Origin of the sequence: Streptomyces sp. NPDC090088 (assembly GCF_044747345.1) — a bacterium.
Taxonomy (GTDB): domain Bacteria; phylum Actinomycetota; class Actinomycetes; order Streptomycetales; family Streptomycetaceae; genus Streptomyces.
On the sequence record NZ_JBIVDZ010000006.1, the window covers coordinates 636,800 to 656,178 of the forward strand.

Genomic DNA, 19,379 nt, shown 5'->3' on the forward strand with positions numbered 1-19,379 from the left:
TCTACGGTCGGGTAGCCGATAGGCCGAGGGGGTGATTTTCCGAAGGGGTTGCGCGAGGGGTTCCCGAGCCCGTAGTGTCCAATCTCGTTGGACAGCACGTCCGACCAGATTGGACGGAGTCCGGGGGGAACCTGACCCGTCCCGATCGGAAATGTCTATCCCTGAGGGGGAAAAGATCATGATGGACGCCCATGAGCTCGAGGCCGAGTCCGCGGAGCTGCTGCCGGGTCGCGAGGCCCTGGGCCGCCTGAAGTTCGGCTTCGGCAAGACGGTCAACGTGACCAAGCACGTCGCCAACATCAGCGCCCACAACGAGTCCGCCGCGCTGAACGACCACTCCTCGTGGTCGGTGGCCGACTCCGGCGCCGCCCAGACCATCAGCGTCACCCAGTAACACCGCCCCGGCGCGCACGGCGCCGGGACCGCCGGTACCGGCATCGACCTCATCGCACACGAAACGAAAGGACATCCGTCATGAGCATGGACATGAACGAGCTGGAGAACGAGTCCGCCGAGCTGCTGCCGGGCCGCGAGGCCCTCGGCCGCCTGAAGTTCAGCTTCGGCAAGACGGTCAACGTCACCAAGCACGTCGCCAACATCGACGCGTCCAACCAGTCCGCCGCGCTGAACGACCACTCGGCCTGGTCGTCCGCCCAGTCGTCGGCCGCGCAGACGATCAGCGTCACCCAGTAGTTCCCGGGAGCGCCACCGCCGTCGCCCCGGCGGTGGCGCTCGCGTCATGGGGGGGGAAGTGCATGCGGGATCCGGGGGGAGACCACATATGACGGTGCTCGGAGACGGGACCGCCGCGCTGTACGACACGGGCCCGGTGCCCGGACCCGGCGGCTGGCCGGTGACCTACGAGCAGGTGGCGACGGGCAACCTGCCGGTGGTCGACCCGGCCTCGCCGGTTCCGAGGCTGAGCGCGGGACTGCGGCTGCACGGCGAGTACCAGGGGTCGGGCTTCACCGAGCCCAAGTACATCGCCCGTCGGGGGGACGGGCAGGTCGTCCAGCTGTCCAGGCTGCTGTACCTGGTGGCGTCGTCGGTCGACGGCGTGCGCGATGCCGAGGCCATCGCCCACCGGGTCAGCGCCCGCTTCGGCCGCGAGGTCAGCGGGGAGAACATCCGCTTCCTCGTCGAGAAGAAGCTGGAACCGCTGGGGGTGACGGTCCCGGAGGGCCAGGAGGACGACGAGGTCGACGCCCCGCGCTCCGACCTGCTGCTCGCGCTCAAGGGCCACCGGGTCATCTTCAACGAGAAGCGGACGGCGAAGATCGCGCGTTCGCTGGCGTGGCTGCACCGGCCGGCCGTGGTCGCGCTGGTGCTGGGCTCGGCCGTCGCCATGGACGTGTGGCTGTTCGGGTTCTTCGGGGCGATCGAGCCCGTCCTGGAGGTGCTCGACCAGCCGGTCCTGATCCTCGTCGTCTTCGTGCTCACCGTGGCCTCCCTCGTCTTCCACGAGTTCGGCCACGCCTCCGCGTGCAGATACGGCGGAGCCCGGCCCGGCTGCATCGGGTGCGGGCTCTTCCTCATCTGGCCGTCGATGTACACCGACGTCACCGACGTCTACCGGATCGGACGGGGCGGCCGGCTCCGCACCGACCTGGGCGGTGTCTACTTCAACGTCGTCTTCATGCTGGCGATGGTCGGCGCCTACTTCGCCACCGGGGCCCAGTTCTTCCTGGCCACGGTGTACCTCGGGCACTTCGAGATCATGGAACAGCTGATGCCGGCCGTACGGCTGGACGGCTACTACATCCTCGGCGACCTGGCCGGCGTCCCGGACCTGTACGGCAAGATCAAGCCGATCCTGCTCGCGCTGGTGCCGGGGGCGAAGGGCGACAAGGCCCGCGAGGAGGTCGCCGGGCTGAAGAAGTCGGCGCGTGCCATCGTCGCCACCTGGGTGCTGACGATGGTCCCGCTGATCATCGGCGAACTCGGCTACGCGCTGTGGAACCTGCCCCGGATCCTCACCACGATGACCCGCTCGCTGACCGAGCAACTCCTCGGCACCGGCTCGGCGTTCGTGGACGGGAAGATCGTCGAGGGCCTGGTCGGGACGATCGGCAGCGTGATGCTGCTCTGCCCGATGGCCGGCGTCGTCTACCTGTCCGTGAAGATCGGCGGGCGGATCATCCGGGCCGCGAAACGCACCACCGCGGGCCGGCCCCGGCTCCGGCTGGTGATCTGCGCCCTCGCTCTCGCCGGGCTCACCGGGCTCAGCTACGCCTGGATGTCCGGGGTGACCCCGAAGCCGCTGCCCAAGCAGCCGCCGATCGCACCGATCCTCCAGCCGGGGGTGCCGACCGAGGAACCGCCGCCACGGCAGGCCTCGACCCCGGACGAGCCGGAGGACTCCGGTGCCCCGTCGGACACCGTGTCCGGCGAGCCGGCCCCCTCGGCCGGGGCCGGCGCGGGGCCCTCGGCCGAGCAGACCTCGCGGGGCGCCTCCGCCTCGGCGTCGCCGTCCGCGTCGGTGCCCGGCGGCCCCGGCCAGGGGCCCACCAAGTCGCCGGCGCCGGCCACCGGAGGGACGGCCACCGCGCCGACGCCCTCGCCGTCCGAGAGCGTCCCGGCGTCCCTGACGCCCACCCCCTCGGAGAGCGTCCCGGTGTCCCCGACGCCCAGCCCGTCCTCGCCGCCGGTCAGCGACTCGCCGAGCCCGGCCCCGGCCACGTCCTGACGCACGGCACCGGGCCGCCGTACCGGGTCCGCCGGCCGCACGCCGCCGTACCGGGTCCGCCGGCCCCACGGTCACCGCACCACTCATCGCTTACCGCTTACCGCAGGAGCAATCCATGAGCAGTCACCGAAAACCACGCACCACCACAGGTCCGCTCTCCCGGCGGGCCCTCCGGATCGGCCTGTTCGCCGCCGGGGTCGCCGGGGCGGCCACCGCCGTACCGGCCCAGGCGGCCACCCTCGCGCCGCACGCCGCGTTCGCCTCCGACCATGTCTTCAGCCACGCCGACCGGGGCCACCACACCCAGGCCAGGGACTCCTTCACGGTCCGTCAGTTCGGCACGGTGAACGCGGCCACGGCACGCAACCAGGCCAACGCCGTCGGGGCCGGCTGCTCGGTGGACGACCACTGCCGGTCGGTCGCGCTGTCCTTCCAGATCGTCACGATCGCGGGGGAGCGCACCCACCTGAACGCGGTGAACCTCAGCGACGCCGCCAACAAGGAGTGCACCGGCTGCCAGACCCTGGCCGGCGCCTACCAGTTCGTGGTCTCCACCCCGACCGCGCTGCGCTTCGACGCCGCCACCCGCGGCAAGCTGGACGACATCCACCGCCGGCTCGACGAGCTGACCCGCTCCACCCTGCCCGCCGCCGACCTGCGCACGCGGGCCGACGGACTGGCCGCCGAGGTCACCGCCGTCCTCCATGACGCGGTCGCGAACGCCCCCAAGGGCGACCCGAAGACCGACGTCACCCTGCACCGCCACCTGGACGGCTGGCCGGGCCACTGACCCCGCCCCGTCGTTCCGTTCCCGGCCGCCCGGCCCACGACCGCCTCCAGCGGGCCGGGCGGCCGGGCGTGTCCATTGACAGGGAGTACGACCCGGCGGAGACTCGGAGGAACATGGTGAAGGAAATTTCACCACGCGAACACCACGCACCACACGGCCAGAGCGGGGCGACGGCGCCCCGTCCAGGGAAGGGAACGACCGATGCGTACCACCGTCGGCATCATCGGAGCCGGACCCGCCGGGCTCCTCCTCGCGCGGCTGCTGCACAACGCGGGCATCGACTCGGTCGTCCTGGAGAGCCGCGACCGCTCCTACGTCGAGCACCGCCAGCGCGCCGGGATCCTGGAGCAGGGCACGGTGGACGTGCTGCGCGCGGCCGGCGCCGGGGAGCGCATGGACCGCGAGGGCCTGCGCCACGACGGCATCGAGCTGCGCTTCGCCCGGCAGCGCCATCGCGTCGACTTCCCCGGTCTCACCGGCGGCCGGTCCGTGACGGTCTACGCCCAGACCGAGGTCTGCAAGGACCTCATCGCCCTCCAGCTCAAGGAGGGCGGCCCGCTGCTCTTCGAGGCGGAGGCGCTGGCGGTGGAGGACGCGGAGAGCGAGCGGCCGCGCATCCGGTTCCGGCACGAGGGCCGGGAGGACGTCCTGGAGTGCGACTACGTCGTCGGCTGCGACGGCTTCTGGGGAGTGGCCCGCACCGCGTTCCCCGAGTCCCTCTCCCGGGTCTTCGAACGCACGTACCCCTACGCCTGGCTGGGCATCCTCGCCGATGTCGCCCCCTCCCACGACGAACTGGTCTACGCCCGCCACGAGCGCGGCTTCGCCCTCCTGTCCATGCGCTCCCCGTCCGTCTCCCGCCTCTACCTCCAGGTCCCGGCGGACACGGACGCCGAGGCCTGGACCGACGAGGCGATCTGGGACGAGCTGGAGCGGCGCTTCGAGACCGACGACGACTGGCGCCTGGAACGCGGCCCGATCACCCAGAAGTCGGTCACCCCCATGCGGTCCTACGTCCATGAGCCCATGCGGCACGGCCGGGTCCTGCTCGCCGGGGACGCCGCCCACATCGTGCCGCCGACCGGCGCCAAGGGGCTGAACCTGGCGGTCGGCGACGTCGTCACCCTCGCCCGCGCCCTGGCCCACGAGCGGGAGACGGGCTCCCCGGACCTGCTGGAGTCCTACTCGGCGACCTGCCTGCGCCGGGTGTGGCAGGCCGAGCGGTTCTCGTACGACATGACGACCCTGCTCCACCCCGGCCCCGGCGACACCCCCTTCGACGCCCGGCTCCAGCTAGCCCGGCTCGGCCGGATCACCTCCTCCCGGGCCGCCGAGACCGACCTCGCGGAGGCGTACACGGGCTTCCCGCTGGAATGAAGTGGGAATGAAGCCCTCCATGGCCGGGAATCAAGGCTCCGCGTAGCGTGTTGCGCAGCACGGTGAGGGAAAGATCCTCCGCAGGTAGTAGGGTCAATCTTTTGCCAATCCATTACTCTTGATGCCAAGGCCACGCGAGGTGGCCATGGAGGAGTGAAATGAGGAGCAGCAACCCGGTCTTCTCGCGACGGGGGTTCAGCCGCGACAACGGCTACGCGGGCTTCAACACCGCGCCGCAGGCCGGGTACGCACAGGGCAACCCGTACGCGCAGAACCCGTACGCGAACAACCCCTACGCGCAGCAGGACGTCCAGCAGGGCGCCCCGCCGCAGGCCCCGGCCACCACCGGCCGGATGACCATGGACGACGTCATCACGCGCTCCGCGATGACGCTCGGCACGGTCGCCGTCGGCGCGGTCCTCGCCTGGGCCCTGCTGCCGGTCTCCAGCACCAGCTACGGCCTGGCCATCGGCTCCGCGATCGTCGCGTTCGTCCTGGCCATGATCCAGAGCTTCAAGCGCACCCCGGTACCCGCGCTGATCCTGGGATACGCCGCCTTCGAGGGCGTCTTCCTCGGCGTCATCAGCGAGATGTACAACACCCAGTGGAGCGGTGCCCCGTTCCAGGCGGTGCTCGGCACGATGGCGGTCTCGGGCGCGACCCTGCTGGTCTACCGGGCCGGCTGGATCCGGGTCACCGCCCGCTACGCCCGCATCGGCATGGCCATCGCCATCGCCTTCGTGGTGGTCATGGCGGTCAACCTGCTGCTGGTCGCCTTCGGCGTCGCCGAGGACGGCGGTCTGCGCAGCTTCGGCCCGCTCGGCGCGATCGTCGGCATCATCGCGATCCTGCTCGGCGCGTTCTTCCTGACCCTCGACTTCAAGCAGATCGAGGACGGCATCGCCTACGGCGCCCCGAAGAACGAGGCCTGGCTGGCCGCGTTCGGCCTCACCATGACGCTGGTGTGGATCTACGTCGAGATGCTGCGCCTGGTGGCGATCTTCAGCAGTAGCGACTAGCCGCGCGAGACGAGCTGAGAAGGGCCCCGGGGTCGTCACCCCGGGGCCCTTCGCCGTCTGTGCGCGTGCGCGCCTAGAGAAGTTTGCGCGCGGCCCTCCTCAGGTCGTACTCGTGGATCAACGCCTTCGCGTGGCCGTACGCGAGGTTGTGTTCATGGCGGAGCCAGCTGACCTTCTCCTCGAAACGGATGAGGGACGGGCCTTCGTCGACGGTACGCAGCCAGTCGGACACTTCACGACCGGTGCAGTGGGGGATGCGGGCGAGCATGTTGCGATGGGTCTCCTCGGAGAAGACTTGGGACATCGGCGCCTCCGGTGCGCAAAGGGGGTTGTAGCCGGTCCTTCACGTCACCGTGCCTGAGTGTTGGCGTGTTGGCAACAGTCCTGACAGGACAGCCGACGGCACGCGTTACGCTCACGCCGTGGTTGATACGACGCCTCTGACCCGTGCCGTGGAGCACTTCGCCGACAAGTTGCGGGCGGCCCCGCAGAGCCGCCTGCAGCGGGGGGCCGCCGCGGAAGCGCTGGCGCTGGCCCGGCAGTTGGCCGACTGGGCGCGGACCGTCGAGGAACCGGACGCCGCGGCACGCGAGATGCCGGACGCGGGGATGTTCGCGGTCGCCGACCAGATCACCGTGGCCGGGAACGACCTGGCGGTGGTGCTGCTGAGCGACGCCGAGGTCGGCGACGCGGTGCGCCTGGTGGAGGAGGCGCAGAAGAGGGCGGGGGTGTGAGGGGTGCGTTGTCGGGTGCGGGTGCGTGGGGGTTGCTCGCGCAGTTCCCCGCGCCCCTAAAAGCAAAAGAAGGGGCGCTGCAACGAGCGCCCCTTCAGGGGCGCGGGGAACTGCGCGACCAGCCACAGCGCACCCGCACCCGACGAAGCACCTGGGCGCCCCGCCACATCACAGGGACGCTATGACCCGGTCCGCCAGGATGTAGACGTTCTCCTCGCCGCACGCGAACGTCAGCGTGTAGGCGCCGGAGATCCCCGAGCCGCCCAGCAGGAACGGCGTCTCGCCGGCGCCCAGCGCCGCGGCCAGCCGCTCGGCGGTCTCCCGGTGCCCCGGCGTCATGCACAGGGTCGTGCCGTCGGCGAAGACATAGACGTCCAGCGTGCCCAGCGGCCCGGGGCGCACGTCGGAGAGTTCGACCTGGGACTCGGCCAGCTGCTCCAGCGTCGCGACCGTCCGCTCGTGGTCGTTCACGACCGGCGACTGCACCGGTACGAAGTCCGGGTGGGACGGGTGCCGGCGGCGGGCCGCGGACAGTTCCGGGGACTCCCCGGCGAACTCGTCGGCCTCCGTCGCCGGCTCGGCGACCGGCTCCAGGCCCACGAAGTCGCTCTGCCGGGGCAGGAACAGCTCGTTGTCCGCCAGACCCAGCAGCGACGGCGCGTCGGAGACGTCACGCGCCTCCTGCGCGGCCCAGAAGGCGCGTGCCTCGGCCAGCTCCCGCTCCCGCTCCTCGGCCAGCGCCTCCGCCACGGCGGCGCGTATCTCGTCCGTGTCGGCGTGGCTGCGGGCGGCGGGCAGCAGGGCCCGCATCGTCGCGGCCTGGTTCTGGGCAAGCTGGGTGTGCAGCTCGGCGACCTGACGGCGCAGCTTCAGAACGGTGCGCAGGACAGCGACGCCCACGGCGCCCGTGGCGGCCGTGGTGAGCAGCAAGGCGATCGGCATGGCGCTCACTGACGTACTCCCGGTTCAAAGTCGACCCCCGACTTCCTACATCAGCTTGAAGGGTGGACTATCCAGCTGTCAGTGCGTAACGTCACGAAACGGACAGGACTTTGGTCCTGGGGTTTACCCGGACAGTGGCGCTGACCTGCGGCGATATCCCCGCAGAGGGAGATAGGTCACATCCTGAGGGAGATTGGATCACAAATCGGCCCGATGTTCGGGGTTTTCTCGAACATCGGGCCGTGTTGTCACGGTGCGTCCCGTGACGGTCACTCAGGGGATCAGCTGAGGCGCTCGATGACCATCGCCATGCCCTGACCGCCGCCCACGCACATCGTCTCCAGGCCGAACTGCTTGTCGTGGAACTGGAGGGAGTTGATGAGCGTGCCGGTGATGCGGGCGCCGGTCATGCCGAAGGGGTGGCCGACGGCGATGGCGCCGCCGTTCACGTTCAGCTTCTCCAGCGGGATGTCCAGGTCGCGGTAGGAGGGGATCACCTGCGCGGCGAACGCCTCGTTGATCTCGACCAGGTCGATGTCGCCGATGGTCAGACCGGCGCGCTGGAGCGCCTGCTTGCTCGCCTCCACCGGGCCGAGGCCCATGATCTCGGGGGAGAGGCCGGTGACGCCGGTGGACACGATGCGGGCGAGCGGGGTGAGGCCGAGCTCGCGGGCCTTGGTGTCGCTCATGATGACGACCGCGGCGGCGCCGTCGTTCAGCGGGCAGCAGTTGCCGGCCGTGACCAGGCCGTCGGGGCGGAACACCGGCTTCAGGCCGGAGACGCCCTCCAGGGTGACGCCGGCGCGCGGGCCGTCGTCCTTGCTGACGACCGTGCCGTCGGGGAGGGTCACCGGGGTGATCTCGCGCTCCCAGAAGCCGTTCTTGATGGCTTCCTCGGCGAGGTTCTGGGAGCGGACGCCGAACTCGTCCATGTCCTGGCGGGTGACGCCCTTGATCCGGGCCAGGTTCTCCGCGGTCTGGCCCATCGCGATGTACGGGTCGGGGAGCAGGCCGTCCTCGCGCGGGTCGTGCCAGGTCGAGCCCTCGGACGCGGCGGTGGCGGCGGTGCGGGCCTGTGCCTCGTCGAAGAGCGGGTTCGTGGTGCCCGGGAGGCCGTCCGAGCTGCCCTTGGCGTAGCGGGAGACCATCTCGACACCGGCCGAGATGAAGACGTCGCCCTCGCCGGCCTTGATGGCGTGCAGGGCCATGCGGCTGGTCTGCAGGGACGAGGAACAGTAGCGGGTGATCGTGGTGCCGGGCAGGAAGTCCATGCCCATCTGCACGGCGACGATCCGGCCGAGGTTGTAGCCCTGCTCGCCGCCGGGGAGGCCGCAGCCGAGCATCAGGTCGTCGATGTCCCTGGGGTCCAGCTCGGGGACCTTGGCGAGGGCGGCCTGGATGATCGTCGCGGTGAGGTCGTCAGGGCGCAGGTCCTTCAGCGAGCCCTTGACGGCGCGGCCGATCGGGGAACGGGCGGTCGAGACGATGACTGCTTCGGGCATCTCACGGCTCCATTGACGTCTGTACGGACTGGCAGGGGTGCTTGGGAAGTTACCCGTACGTATGTCATCGGTCACCGGTGTCGGGGTGTGACACTGGCCGCACTTTCTAAGCGCTTGCTTGGCTGATGTGGTGGGGTGCGTCGCCGGGTGCGGGTGCGTGGGGGCTGGTCGCGCCCACGCGGCGGTAGCCGCACATCGATACAGCCCCGCGCCCCTGACGGGGCGCTTCGCCCGCCGTCTCCCTAGTCGGTGGTGCCCGCCCTCGACCTCGTCTCTTCGGAAGCCTGGTCGGACGGGAGGGCCTCCACGTGCTGGCGGCGGCGCCGTTTCAGCAGGGCCCACGGTCCCCGCGGCCCCGTCGGCATGGCCGCGGTGACCTCGGTGCCGGGCTCGGCCGCGGCCTCCGCTGCCGCGCGGGCGACCGGGAGGAAGCCCTCGCGGCGGGTGACGTCGGGGCGCTCCTCGTCCGCCGGCCAGAGGCCGAGGGCCGCGCAGACCGTGGGGAGGACGGCCATCGCCGCCGTGGCGTAGCCCTCCGCCGAGGGGTGGTAGTTGTCGGGGCCGAAGAGCTCGCGGGGGTTCGCCGCGAACTCGGGGCCCAGCAGGTCGCCCAGCGACACCGTGCGGCCGCCCTGCTCCACCGTGCCGATCGTCTGGGCCGCCGCCAGCTGCCGGGAGGCCCGCCGGGCCAGCCAGCGCAACGGCTGCCGTACCGGCTCGATCGTGCCCAGATCGGGGCAGGTGCCGACGACGACCTCGGCGCCCGCCGTGCGCAGCCGTCGTACCGCCGCCGAGAGGTGGCGCACGGAACGGGTCGGCGGCATCCGGCGGGTGACGTCGTTGGCGCCGATCATGATCACGCAGACGTCGGGGACCGGCGAGGCGGTGCCCAGGACGAGCGCCACCTGGCGGTCCAGGTCGTCGGACTGGGCGCCGGGCTGCGCCACGTTGCTGAACTCGACCGGGCGTTCGGCCACGGCCGCGAGGCCGGAGGCCAGCAGCGCGCCGGGCGTCTGGGCACCCCGGTGCACGCCCTGCCCCGCCGCCGTGGAGTCGCCGAGCATCGTCAGCCGCAGGGGAGGCTCACCGCTGTCGTACGCGTCGCCGTAACGGCCGTCGGCGGCCGGCACCCGTCCGCCGCTGTTGCCGTTGCCCACCGCTGTCCTGGCCATCCGCACCTCGGCCAGCACCAGGCCCACCGCGGCCGCGCCGACCAGCCCGACCCCGCCGCCGCCGTACGCCGCCCCGGCCGCGATCCGCCGGGCCACCCGCGCCCTCGACATGTTCGTCATGCGTCGCCGCCACCTCCTCGTTGCCGCTCATCCACTCCTTGCCCCGTACAGCCCGTGCGTCAATCTCAACGGGGAGTGAACCTCCGGAGCGGGGCCTTAGGCTGGCCACACCACTAGGACCACACCTTTTGCAAGCAACCGGAGACAACGGTGCGATTCCACGACTCGATGATCAGCCTCGTCGGCAACACCCCGCTGGTGAGACTCAACAGCGTCACCCAGGGCATCCGGGCCACCGTGCTCGCCAAGGTCGAGTACTTCAACCCGGGCGGGTCCGTGAAGGACCGCATCGCGCTGCGGATGATCGAGGCGGCGGAGAAGAGCGGGGAGCTGCAGCCGGGCGGGACGATCGTCGAGCCGACCAGCGGGAACACCGGGGTGGGGCTGGCGATCGTGGCCCAGCAGAAGGGGTACAAGTGCATCTTCGTGTGCCCCGACAAGGTGAGCACCGACAAGATCAACGTGCTGCGCGCGTACGGCGCCGAGGTCGTGGTCTGCCCGACGGCCGTGGACCCGGAGCACCCGGACTCGTACTACAACGTCTCCGACCGGCTGGTCCGCGAGACGCCCGGCGCCTGGAAGCCGGACCAGTACTCCAACCCGAACAACCCCCTGTCGCACTATCACTCGACCGGCCCCGAGCTGTGGGAGCAGACGGCGGGGAAGATCACCCATTTCGTGGCGGGCGTCGGCACCGGCGGGACGATCTCCGGCACCGGCCGCTACCTGAAGGACGCCAGTGACGGCCGCGTCCAGGTGGTCGGCGCCGACCCGGAGGGCTCCGTGTACTCCGGCGGCTCCGGGCGGCCGTACCTCGTCGAGGGCGTGGGGGAGGACTTCTGGCCGACCGCCTACGACCGGACCGTCGCCGACGAGATCGTCGCCGTGTCGGACAAGGACTCCTTCCAGATGACCCGGCGGCTGGCCAAGGAGGAGGGGCTGCTCGTCGGCGGCTCCTGCGGGATGGCGGTCGTGGCCGCGCTCCGGGTGGCGGAGCGGCTCGGCCCGGACGACGTGGTCGTCGTACTCCTCCCGGACAGCGGCCGTGGGTACCTCAGCAAGATCTTCAACGACGAGTGGATGGCCGACTACGGCTTCCTGGAGGACGAGGGCCCGAGCGCCCGCGTCGGCGACGTGCTCAGCGACAAGGCCGGCGGCATCATCCCCTCCCTCGTCCACATGCACCCGGACGAGACCGTCGGACAGGCCATCGAGGTGCTGCGCGAGTACGGCGTCTCGCAGATGCCCGTCGTGAAGCCGGGCGCCGGCCACCCGGACGTGATGGCCGCCGAGGTCGTCGGCTCGGTCGTCGAACGCGAGCTGCTGGACGCGCTGTTCAGCAAGCGGGCCTCGCTGGAGGACCCGCTGGAGAAGCACATGTGCGCGCCGCTGCCGCAGGTCGGCTCCGGCGAGCCGGTCGCGGACCTGATGACGGTGCTGGGCGCGGCCGACGCGGCGATCGTCCTCGTCGAGGGCAAGCCGACCGGTGTGGTCAGCCGGCAGGACCTGCTGGCGTTTCTCGCCAAGGGCGGCAAGCAGTAGCGAACGTGCGGTGAACTGGCCGTGAAGCCGGGGAACTTACGGTTTCCCGTCCGAGTGGTGGACTTCGCGGAAGTGGTACGAGCGTGTCACGTCCGCGCAGCACACGCTTAACACGGGTCCGGCAGATTAGTGGGTGTCGGCAGGGCGGGAGCGGCTCCCCGCCCCGGCCGGCACCGAACGTCCAAGGACCTCCGGAGCGGCTCCCGGACCTCCATGGACGCCCGGACGCGCAAGCCCGGCCCTGACCCGGCTCGCGTCCCTCGCGGGGACCGCCGTCGTCCCGCCCCCCGGTAACGGGGGTGCGGCGGTCCCCGCGCATTACATTTCCGGCCCCACCCCGTGTGTCCGGGCTCAGTCTTCGCGGTCGCCCCGGCGGAACAGACCGGGGTTGAGACGGACCGCCTGGGCCACGTTGACACCGGCGATGCCGACCCAGGTGGCGATCAGGCCCGTCATGCCCCCGAAGGCACCGCCGATCGCCGACAGCGGGATCGCCAGTACCAGCGAGACGATCCCGAAGCCGAACCGCTCGCCCCAGGAGTCGGTGCCCTTCGGGCGCCGCACCCCCCGGGCCACCCGCATCTGCTGCTCGGCCAGGCCCCGGCGCAGCCGCCGCTCCACCGCGCCGTCGATGCGCTGGTCGAGCTTCTCCACGAAGGAGTCGGCCAGTTCCGACTCGTACTCGGGCCCCAGCTCCCTGCGGGCGTGCAGGGTGGCGGCGAGGTCCTTCTGCAGGTCGGTGTCACGCGCGTCCGTCATGCCGCCCACGGTAGAGAGCGGGGGCGCCCGCCGCACTGGGGTAATCCCCCGCGTTCGTGCGGGGGTCCGCCTTCACGGGAGCAGCGACACCAGCCCGCTGTCCAGGTCGAACCGTGCCGCGACCACCGAGGCCGCCGCGAACGCGGAGTCCGCCCGGATCGCGTCCCGCACCCACGCGGTGTGCGCCCGCACGGTGTGCTCGGCCCAGTCGCCGGGCAGCGCCCTGGTGCGGCGGGCGGCCGGGGTGATCTCGGCGACGAGGAGTTCCAGATGGCCCGGGACGGGCGTGCCGGAGCGGAGATGGTCCAGGGTGGCGGCGACGGCGCCGCAGCGTTCGTGGCCGAGGACCAGGACCAGCGGGACCCGCAGCTCCGCCACGCCGTACTGGATCGAGCCGAGCACGGCCTCGTCCAGCACCTGCCCGGCCGTCCTTATGCACAGCAGGTCCCCGAGGCCCTGGTCGAAGACCAGCTCGGGCACGACCCGGCTGTCGATGCAGCCGAGGACCACCGCGAACGGGTGCTGTCCGGCGGCGAGCCGGCGGCGGTGGCCGGCGATGTCGCGCGGGCGGCGGGGCCGGCCGGCCGCGTACCGGCGATTGCCGGCGAGGAGTTCGTCCAGCGCGGCGGCGGCCGTGGTGGGTGCGGTGCCGGCCGCCGCCGGGGCGGAGACGGCGGCCAGGACGCCGACGGCGGTGGCGGTGACGGTCGCGGTGACAGTGGCGGTGGCGGTCAGAAAGGCCCTGCGGTTCGAGGCCATGACGCTTCCTCAGGAGTGTGGTGCCGATGACGCCCCATCACCGTAGGCAGTCGGCCGATTACTCCCTGTGCCTGTTTGCGGATATTTGACACTTCCGTCGGCAGATCATCGGCCGCCGCGCGCGGTGCCGGTCAGGCCAGCCCGTGCTGCTTCGCGTACGCGGCCGCCACGTCCTCCGGGTCCTTCTTGTCGTTGTCGACCTGGCTGTTGAGCTGGGTGAGCTGGTCGGTGGTGAGGACGTTGCCCAGCCGGGCGAGGGCCTTGCGGACGGTGTCGTCGGCCTTGCGGTCGGCGATCAGCGGGACGATGTGCTGGCTGGGGATCAGGTTCTTGGGGTCGGCCAGCACCACCCAGTCGTTGGCCGCGATGTCGGTGTCGGTGGTGAAGAGGTTCGCCACGTCGACGTCGCCCTTCTTCAGCGCGCCCTTGACCAGCGGCCCGTCGGAGTCCAGCGACTTGAACTCCTTGAACTCGACCCCGTACACCTCCTGCAGCCCGACCGCGCCCACCCGCCGCTTCTTGACCTCGGGCGCGGCCCCGATGACCAGCTTGCCGTTCTGCTTGGCCAGGTCGGCGAGCGAGGTCAGGCCGTACTTCCGCGCGGTCGCCCGGGTGACGACGAAGCAGTCGGAGTCGGCGGCCTGCCCGTACGGCAGCACCTGGAGCCCGGCGGGCAGCGCGAGGGTGAGCGCGTTCTGCATGGTGCCCGGCTCGGCGGAGGCGTCCTTCGGGGCCAGGTAGTTGAGGAGGGCGCCCTGGTACTCGGGGAGCAGGTCGATGTCGCCGGCCTTGAGCGCGGGGATCACGATCTCCCGGGTGCCGAGGTTGGGGCGGACCTTGACCTTCACACCGGCCTTCTGGAGCACGGCCGCGTAGAGGTAGCCGAGCACCTGGTTCTCGGTGAAGTTGGCGGTGCCGATGGTGATGCCGCCCTTGCTGGAGCCGCCGCCGGCGGTCGAACCGCTGCTCTCGTTCAGGGAGGTGATGCCGCTGGAGCAGGCGGCGAGGGCGGGGACGGAACCGGCGGCGAGCAGGCCACCGAGGAGGGTGCGACGGTTCATCTCGGGTTCCCTAGGCAGTGCGGTGGCGGAAGAGGAAGCGCTGGAGGCTGCTCAGCAGCAGATCGAGGACGACGGCGACGAGCGCGACCAGTACCGCGCCGCCGAGCACCTGGACGAGGTCGCGCTGGGCGAGTCCGTCGAAGACGTAGCGGCCGAGGCCGCCGAAGGAGACGTACGCGGCGATGGTGGCGGTGGCCACGACCTGGATGAGGGCGAGGCGCAGGCCCGTCATGATCAGGGGGAGCGCGAGGGGCAGCTCGACCTGGACGAGGACCTGGTGGCCGCGCATGCCCTGGCCGCGGGCCGCGTCCTTCACGTCCGGGTCGACGGCCGTCATCCCGGCGTAGGTGTTGGTGACGATCGCCGGGACCGCGAGGGCGACCAGCGCCACGTACACCGGCAGCATCGAGAGCCCGCCCGCCAGGAAGACCAGGACCACCAGGCCGACGGTCGGCAGCGCGCGGCCGAAGGACGCCAGGTTGATGGCGAGGAACGCGCCCTTGCCGGTGTGGCCGATCAGCAGGCCGAGGGGCAGGCCGATCGCGGCGGCGATCAGGGTGGCGAGCAGCGAGTACTGGAGGTGCTCGGCGAGGCGGTGGGCGATGCCGTCGGACCCGGCCCAACTGGAGCCGCTGGTCAGCCAGGTGCCGAGGTTCTTGAAGAGTTCGAACATGTCAGGCTCGCCTCCGCCGCCACGGGGTCAGTACGTACTGGAGCGCCACCAGCAGCGCGTCCGCGACCACCGCGAGCAGGATCGTGAGGACCACGCCCACGATCACCGGGGTCGGGAAGTCGCGCTGGAAGCCGTCGGTGAAGAGCTGGCCGAGACCGCCGTCGCCGATGTAGGTGGCGACCGAGACCAGCGAGATGGACATGACCGTCGCGATCCGGATGCCCGCGAAGATCACGGGGAGCGCGAGCGGGAGCTCGACGGTGAGGAGGGTGCGCAGCGGGCGTGTCCCCATCGCCTTCGCCGCCTCCTTGGTCTTCGCCGGGACCGAGTCCAGGCCCTCGACCGTGTTCCGGAGCAGCACGACCAGCGTGTACACGGTCAGGCCGATGACGGTCGTGGTCCGGGTCAGGCCGCTGATCGGCAGCAGCAGGACGAAGATCGCGATCGAGGGGATCGTGAAGAGCACGTTCGACAGGCCGAGCAGGAAGCCGCGCAGCGGGCGGACCCGGTGGGCGAGGACCGCGAGCGGCAGCGAGATCAGCAGGCCGAAGAAGACGGCGGTCATCGCGGCCTGGAGGTGCGAGAGGGTGAGGCTGGTGAGGTCGTCGGTGTGGTCGCCTATCCACGACCAGTCGATGGTCATGCGGCCACCGCCCGGGCCTCGGAGTGGGCCTGGCCGGCGTGCGCGTGGATGTCGTCGCGGGACGAGACACCGGTCAGCACGCCCTGCGCGTCGACCCGGGCGACCAGCCCGGTCGGGGAGGCGATCGACTCGTCGAGGGCCGAGAGCAGCGAGTCGCCGTCCTTCAGCGGCCGTACCGGGAGTTCGGTCTCCGTGTCCGCGGACTCGGCCGCCCAGTGCAGGGGCTTGCGCTCCGCGTCGAGTACGAGGGTCCAGGCGCCGCCCTCGGGGGCCGGGCCCTGCGGGACCCCGGCGAGGGTCTTCAGGGAGAGCAGCTTCAGTCCGCGCTCGGCGCCGAGGAAGTCCGCCACGAAGTCGTCGGCCGGGCGGGCCAGGAGTTCGGCGGGCGGGGCGCACTGGACCAGGTGGCCGCCGGTGCGGAAGATCGCGATCCGGTCGCCCAGCCGGACCGCCTCGTCGACGTCGTGGGTGACGAAGACGATGGTCTTGTTCAACTCCTTCTGGAGCCGCAGCAGTTCGTCCTGGAGCTGGGTGCGGACCACCGGGTCGACGGCGCCGAACGGCTCGTCCATCAGCAGGACGGGCGGGTCGGCGGCGAGCGCCCGGGCCACGCCGACGCGCTGCTGCTGGCCGCCGGAGAGCTGGTGCGGGTAGCGCTTGCCGGCGTCGGCGGCCAGGCCGACGGTCTCCAGGAGTTCGGCGGCGCGGGCGCGGGCCTTCTTCCGGTTCCAGCCGAGCAGCAGCGGGACGGTGGCGACGTTGTCCAGCACCGTGCGGTGCGGGAAGAGGCCGGCCTGCTGGATGACGTACCCGATGGAGCGGCGCAGTTCGGCGGCGTCCTGCTCGGTGACGTCCTTGCCGTTCACCTGGATCGTGCCGGAGGTCGGTTCGACCATCCGGTTGATCATCCGCAGGGTGGTGGTCTTGCCGCAACCGGAGGAGCCGACCAGGACGGTGACCCCGCCCTCCGGCATCTCCAGAGAGAGATCATGGACTGCTGTCGTGCCGTTGGGGAAGCGCTTGTGGACCGCGTCGAACTGGATCATGAGATGTCCCTTGCCCGGCTGTATAACGTCATGCAGAGTTCTCGGTAAGTGAATGGATTGTCAACGGTCTGGCGTTAATCCGAGGTAACGGATGACCGCAACGCAAGATCGAGTGTCCGGATTGAGGGGAGTTTGGGCGTGATGTCGTCTCGTATCGTGGACACTCTCGGAACAGCACACTCTGGCCTGGTGGTCCTCGACGGCATCGGCATGGGTGTCGAGGACGTCGTCCGGCTCGCCGACGGCACCGCCCGGCCGGTCCCCGGCACGGACGGGATGCGCCGTGCCGAGGAGTCCTGGGACGCGGCCCGGCAGATCGCCGCGACCGGCCGCGTCTACGGCCGCTCGACCGGCGTCGGCGCCAACCGGAACGAGACCGTGCCCACCGAGGCCGCCGCCGGACACGGACTGCGGCTGCTGCGCAGCCACGCCGGGGCGATCGGCGACGAACTGCCCGCCCGGCAGGTCCGCGCCATGCTCGCGGTGCGGGCCAACCAGCTGCTCGCGGGCGGCGCCGGCCTGCGGCCGAGCGTGGTCACCGCGCTGTGCGAGGCGCTGGAGTCGGGCGCGTACCCGGCCGTCAACGAGTTCGGCTCGGTGGGCACCGGGGACATCGCGGCGCTGGCCCAGGTGGGCCTCGCGCTGGTCGGGGAGCACCCCTGGAGGGGCGCAGGCGCACCCCCGCCGCAGCTCCTCGACAACAACGACGCCCTCGCCCTGATCAGCAGCAACGCCCTCACCCTCGGCCAGTCGGCGCTCGCCCTGCACGAGCTGCGCGGGCTGATCGAGGCCACCCAGGTGGTGGCGGCGCTGTCTCTGCTGGCCGTCGACGGCTCCCACGAGGCGTTCGCGGCCCCGGTGCACGCGGCCCGTCCGCACCGGGGGAGCGCCGAGGTCGCCCGCCGGATGCGGGAGCTGATCGGCGCGGCCGACCGGCCGACCCCGCCGCTCGGCCGGATCCAGGACCCGTACGGCTTCCGCTGCCTGCCCCAGATCCACGGCCCGGCCCAGGACGCGGCCGACGCCCTGGAGCAGGTCCTCACCATCGAGATCAACGCCGCCGCCGAGAACCCCCTCATCTCGGCCGAGGACCTCGCCGCCTACCACCACGGCGGCTTCTACCAGGCCCAGCTCGCCCTCGCCCTGGACCACTTCCGGCTCGCGGTCACCCAGGTCGCGCGCCTGTCCACGTCCCGCCTCTCCTCCCTCAACGAGCCCGCCTTCACCCGCCTGCGCCCCTTCCTCGCCGACCAGGAGCCCGCCTCCTCCGGCGTGATGATCCTGGAGTACGCCGCCGGCGCCGCCCTCGGCGATCTGCGCGCCTTCTCCGCGCCCGCCTCCCTCGGGCACGCTGTACTCTCCCGAGGCGTCGAGGAGCAGGCCAGTTTCGCCTCGCTCGCCGCCCGTCAAACGCTGCGCGCCTGTCGTGCGTACCGTCTGGTGGTCGGCTGCGAACTCGTCGCCGCCGTACGGGCGCTGCGCCAGCGCGAACTGAGGCCCGAACCCGGGCTCGGGGCGGGCAGGGCGCTGGAGCTGGCCGAGGCGGTGCTGGAGGCGGACCCGGCCGACCGGCCGCTCACGGACGACGTCACGGCGGCGGCCGCGCTGCTCGACCGGTTCACGGACATCTGGAGGGGGAGCACGTCATGAACGTGACCGACAGCCCTGCGACTCGCTTGCAGGCGCTCTTCGAGGGGCACCGGCTCACGCCGACCCAGCGGCGCATCGCGCACAGCATGGTGCGGCGCGCCGCCGACGTGCCGTTCCTGTCCAGCGTGGAGCTGGCCGACCTCGCCGGGGTCAGCCAGCCCTCCGTCACCCGCTTCGCGGTCGCCCTCGGCTTCGACGGCTACCCGGCGCTGCGCAGGCACCTGCGCGAGGTCGTGCCCCCCGAGCAGGCGGTGGGCAACGGGTCGTACAACGAGTACCAGCAGGCCGTCGAGGCCGAGATCGAGAACCTGCGGCACCTGGCCGAGGTGCTCGCCGACCCGCGCCCGGTGCAGCAGGCGGGACGGCTGCTGGCCGCCTCCCGGCCGCTGCCGGTCCTCGGGCTGCGCGCCGCCGCCTCCCAGGCGTACGGCTTCGCGTACTTCGCCGCCAAGGTGCACCCGGACGTCCGGCTGCTCAACGAGGGCGGCACGATGATCCACGACCGGATCGACGCGGCCGTCCTCGCCGGCGCCTCCGCGCTGCTGTGCTTCGCGCTGCCCCGGCATCCGCGCGAGGTCGTGGACACCCTGGGCTATGCCAAGGAGGCCGGGCTGACCGTCGTGACCGTCGCCGACTCCGCGTTCGCGCCGGTGGCCAAGGTCTCCGACCTGCTGCTGCCCGCCGCCGTCGGCACCGGCCTCGCCTTCGACACCGCGTGCGCGCCGATGCTGCTCGGCCGGGTGCTGCTGGAGGCGATGTGCGACGACCTGCCGGACGCGCAGGCCCGCCTGGAGGAGTTCGACACCCGGGCGGCGGCGCGGGGCCTCTTCGTGGAGTGAGTCTCCGCGACCGGCCCGGCTTTAAGACTCGTCTCACGTTCGCTGGTTAGCGTCCCACCCCACGG

General features: G+C 71.6%; 20 protein-coding genes. 10 read left to right on the top strand and 10 right to left on the bottom strand.

Features of this window, described 5'->3' with window-relative positions; all coding sequences use genetic code 11:
• Positions 1-178 precede the first annotated feature (178 nt).
• From ACIPSJ_RS30705 to ACIPSJ_RS30730, 6 genes are all read left to right on the top strand, one after another.
• Positions 179-394: a hypothetical protein gene (locus ACIPSJ_RS30705; RefSeq protein ID WP_207921928.1), complete on the top strand. Its 216-nt coding sequence runs from the start codon at positions 179-181 to the stop codon at positions 392-394.
• Between the two features lie 80 nt (positions 395-474).
• On the top strand, positions 475-693 hold the full coding sequence (locus ACIPSJ_RS30710; RefSeq protein ID WP_355716335.1) for a hypothetical protein: 219 nt from the start codon (positions 475-477) through the stop codon (positions 691-693).
• Positions 694-781: 88 nt separating this feature from the next.
• Positions 782-2,686, top strand: a complete 1,905-nt coding sequence (locus ACIPSJ_RS30715) for a hypothetical protein (RefSeq protein ID WP_401350888.1) — start codon at positions 782-784, stop codon at positions 2,684-2,686.
• Positions 2,687-2,801: 115 nt separating this feature from the next.
• Positions 2,802-3,476, top strand: coding sequence for a hypothetical protein (locus tag ACIPSJ_RS30720; RefSeq protein ID WP_355716340.1), 675 nt, complete (start codon positions 2,802-2,804; stop codon positions 3,474-3,476).
• Positions 3,477-3,677: 201 nt separating this feature from the next.
• Positions 3,678-4,853 (top strand): 4-hydroxybenzoate 3-monooxygenase, encoded by a 1,176-nt coding sequence (locus ACIPSJ_RS30725; RefSeq protein ID WP_401350890.1) that lies wholly within the window; start codon positions 3,678-3,680, stop codon positions 4,851-4,853.
• Between the two features lie 158 nt (positions 4,854-5,011).
• Positions 5,012-5,872 carry a Bax inhibitor-1/YccA family protein gene (locus tag ACIPSJ_RS30730; RefSeq protein ID WP_359212936.1) on the top strand — a complete coding sequence of 287 codons (861 nt, stop codon included), beginning with the start codon at positions 5,012-5,014 and terminating at the stop codon, positions 5,870-5,872.
• Positions 5,873-5,945: 73 nt separating this feature from the next.
• Here ACIPSJ_RS30730 and ACIPSJ_RS30735 read toward each other — a convergent pair whose 3' ends face one another.
• The gene (locus tag ACIPSJ_RS30735; protein WP_401350891.1) at positions 5,946-6,176 is read right to left on the bottom strand and encodes a DUF4287 domain-containing protein; all 231 of its coding nucleotides are present in this window, start codon (positions 6,174-6,176) and stop codon (positions 5,946-5,948) included.
• 118 nt (positions 6,177-6,294) lie between these two features.
• Between ACIPSJ_RS30735 and ACIPSJ_RS30740 the strand changes: the two genes are divergently transcribed.
• The gene (locus ACIPSJ_RS30740) at positions 6,295-6,606 is read left to right on the top strand and encodes a hypothetical protein (RefSeq protein WP_359212939.1); all 312 of its coding nucleotides are present in this window, start codon (positions 6,295-6,297) and stop codon (positions 6,604-6,606) included.
• Between the two features lie 168 nt (positions 6,607-6,774).
• On the opposite strand, the gene ACIPSJ_RS30745 is transcribed toward ACIPSJ_RS30740, so the two are convergent.
• The 3 genes from ACIPSJ_RS30745 to ACIPSJ_RS30755 form a co-directional block, all read right to left on the bottom strand.
• On the bottom strand, positions 6,775-7,557 hold the full coding sequence (locus ACIPSJ_RS30745; protein ID WP_355716355.1) for a hypothetical protein: 783 nt from the start codon (positions 7,555-7,557) through the stop codon (positions 6,775-6,777).
• A 272-nt stretch (positions 7,558-7,829) separates the two neighbouring features.
• The gene (locus ACIPSJ_RS30750; protein ID WP_359212943.1) at positions 7,830-9,050 is read right to left on the bottom strand and encodes an acetyl-CoA C-acetyltransferase; all 1,221 of its coding nucleotides are present in this window, start codon (positions 9,048-9,050) and stop codon (positions 7,830-7,832) included.
• Between the two features lie 242 nt (positions 9,051-9,292).
• Positions 9,293-10,342: an SGNH/GDSL hydrolase family protein gene (locus ACIPSJ_RS30755; protein ID WP_359212946.1), complete on the bottom strand. Its 1,050-nt coding sequence runs from the start codon at positions 10,340-10,342 to the stop codon at positions 9,293-9,295.
• A 150-nt stretch (positions 10,343-10,492) separates the two neighbouring features.
• On the opposite strand from ACIPSJ_RS30755, the gene ACIPSJ_RS30760 reads away from it, so the two are divergent.
• Positions 10,493-11,884 carry a cystathionine beta-synthase gene (locus tag ACIPSJ_RS30760; RefSeq protein WP_401350892.1) on the top strand — a complete coding sequence of 464 codons (1,392 nt, stop codon included), beginning with the start codon at positions 10,493-10,495 and terminating at the stop codon, positions 11,882-11,884.
• Between the two features lie 351 nt (positions 11,885-12,235).
• On the opposite strand, the gene ACIPSJ_RS30765 is transcribed toward ACIPSJ_RS30760, so the two are convergent.
• The 6 genes from ACIPSJ_RS30765 to ACIPSJ_RS30790 form a co-directional block, all read right to left on the bottom strand.
• A complete protein-coding gene (locus tag ACIPSJ_RS30765) occupies positions 12,236-12,643 on the bottom strand; it encodes a hypothetical protein (protein WP_401350894.1) in 408 nt (135 codons plus the stop codon).
• A 72-nt stretch (positions 12,644-12,715) separates the two neighbouring features.
• Positions 12,716-13,402, bottom strand: coding sequence for a carbonic anhydrase (locus ACIPSJ_RS30770; RefSeq protein ID WP_401350896.1), 687 nt, complete (start codon positions 13,400-13,402; stop codon positions 12,716-12,718).
• Positions 13,403-13,533: 131 nt separating this feature from the next.
• Complete coding sequence (locus ACIPSJ_RS30775) at positions 13,534-14,463, bottom strand: ABC transporter substrate-binding protein (protein WP_359212958.1); 930 nt, start codon at positions 14,461-14,463, stop codon at positions 13,534-13,536.
• A gap of 10 nt (positions 14,464-14,473) precedes the next feature.
• Positions 14,474-15,136, bottom strand: coding sequence for an ABC transporter permease (locus tag ACIPSJ_RS30780; RefSeq protein ID WP_359212961.1), 663 nt, complete (start codon positions 15,134-15,136; stop codon positions 14,474-14,476).
• A gap of 1 nt (position 15,137) precedes the next feature.
• The gene (locus ACIPSJ_RS30785; protein WP_355717305.1) at positions 15,138-15,779 is read right to left on the bottom strand and encodes an ABC transporter permease; all 642 of its coding nucleotides are present in this window, start codon (positions 15,777-15,779) and stop codon (positions 15,138-15,140) included.
• The gene (locus ACIPSJ_RS30790) at positions 15,776-16,825 is read right to left on the bottom strand and encodes an ABC transporter ATP-binding protein (protein WP_401350898.1); all 1,050 of its coding nucleotides are present in this window, start codon (positions 16,823-16,825) and stop codon (positions 15,776-15,778) included. Before ACIPSJ_RS30790 ends, ACIPSJ_RS30785 begins: the two co-directional genes overlap by 4 nt.
• 141 nt (positions 16,826-16,966) lie before the next feature.
• On the opposite strand from ACIPSJ_RS30790, the gene ACIPSJ_RS30795 reads away from it, so the two are divergent.
• Both ACIPSJ_RS30795 and ACIPSJ_RS30800 read left to right on the top strand, forming a co-directional pair.
• On the top strand, positions 16,967-18,475 hold the full coding sequence (locus ACIPSJ_RS30795; RefSeq protein ID WP_401350900.1) for an aromatic amino acid ammonia-lyase: 1,509 nt from the start codon (positions 16,967-16,969) through the stop codon (positions 18,473-18,475).
• A complete protein-coding gene (locus ACIPSJ_RS30800; protein WP_359212970.1) occupies positions 18,472-19,314 on the top strand; it encodes a MurR/RpiR family transcriptional regulator in 843 nt (280 codons plus the stop codon). The genes ACIPSJ_RS30795 and ACIPSJ_RS30800 overlap by 4 nt, the downstream gene beginning before the upstream one ends.
• Positions 19,315-19,379 lie beyond the last annotated feature (65 nt).

Coding starts and splice junctions, on each gene's coding strand:
- ACIPSJ_RS30785 (WP_355717305.1), bottom strand. CDS start 15,779: ATGACCATCGACTGGTCGTGGATAGGCGACCACACCGACGACCTCACC.
- ACIPSJ_RS30715 (WP_401350888.1), top strand. CDS start 782: ATGACGGTGCTCGGAGACGGGACCGCCGCGCTGTACGACACGGGCCCG.
- ACIPSJ_RS30790 (WP_401350898.1), bottom strand. CDS start 16,825: ATGATCCAGTTCGACGCGGTCCACAAGCGCTTCCCCAACGGCACGACA.
- ACIPSJ_RS30800 (WP_359212970.1), top strand. CDS start 18,472: ATGAACGTGACCGACAGCCCTGCGACTCGCTTGCAGGCGCTCTTCGAG.
- ACIPSJ_RS30750 (WP_359212943.1), bottom strand. CDS start 9,050: ATGCCCGAAGCAGTCATCGTCTCGACCGCCCGTTCCCCGATCGGCCGC.
- ACIPSJ_RS30725 (WP_401350890.1), top strand. CDS start 3,678: ATGCGTACCACCGTCGGCATCATCGGAGCCGGACCCGCCGGGCTCCTC.
- ACIPSJ_RS30765 (WP_401350894.1), bottom strand. CDS start 12,643: ATGACGGACGCGCGTGACACCGACCTGCAGAAGGACCTCGCCGCCACC.
- ACIPSJ_RS30730 (WP_359212936.1), top strand. CDS start 5,012: ATGAGGAGCAGCAACCCGGTCTTCTCGCGACGGGGGTTCAGCCGCGAC.
- ACIPSJ_RS30770 (WP_401350896.1), bottom strand. CDS start 13,402: ATGGCCTCGAACCGCAGGGCCTTTCTGACCGCCACCGCCACTGTCACC.
- ACIPSJ_RS30780 (WP_359212961.1), bottom strand. CDS start 15,136: ATGTTCGAACTCTTCAAGAACCTCGGCACCTGGCTGACCAGCGGCTCC.
- ACIPSJ_RS30710 (WP_355716335.1), top strand. CDS start 475: ATGAGCATGGACATGAACGAGCTGGAGAACGAGTCCGCCGAGCTGCTG.
- ACIPSJ_RS30705 (WP_207921928.1), top strand. CDS start 179: ATGATGGACGCCCATGAGCTCGAGGCCGAGTCCGCGGAGCTGCTGCCG.
- ACIPSJ_RS30775 (WP_359212958.1), bottom strand. CDS start 14,463: ATGAACCGTCGCACCCTCCTCGGTGGCCTGCTCGCCGCCGGTTCCGTC.
- ACIPSJ_RS30795 (WP_401350900.1), top strand. CDS start 16,967: ATGTCGTCTCGTATCGTGGACACTCTCGGAACAGCACACTCTGGCCTG.
- ACIPSJ_RS30720 (WP_355716340.1), top strand. CDS start 2,802: ATGAGCAGTCACCGAAAACCACGCACCACCACAGGTCCGCTCTCCCGG.
- ACIPSJ_RS30735 (WP_401350891.1), bottom strand. CDS start 6,176: ATGTCCCAAGTCTTCTCCGAGGAGACCCATCGCAACATGCTCGCCCGC.
- ACIPSJ_RS30755 (WP_359212946.1), bottom strand. CDS start 10,342: ATGACGAACATGTCGAGGGCGCGGGTGGCCCGGCGGATCGCGGCCGGG.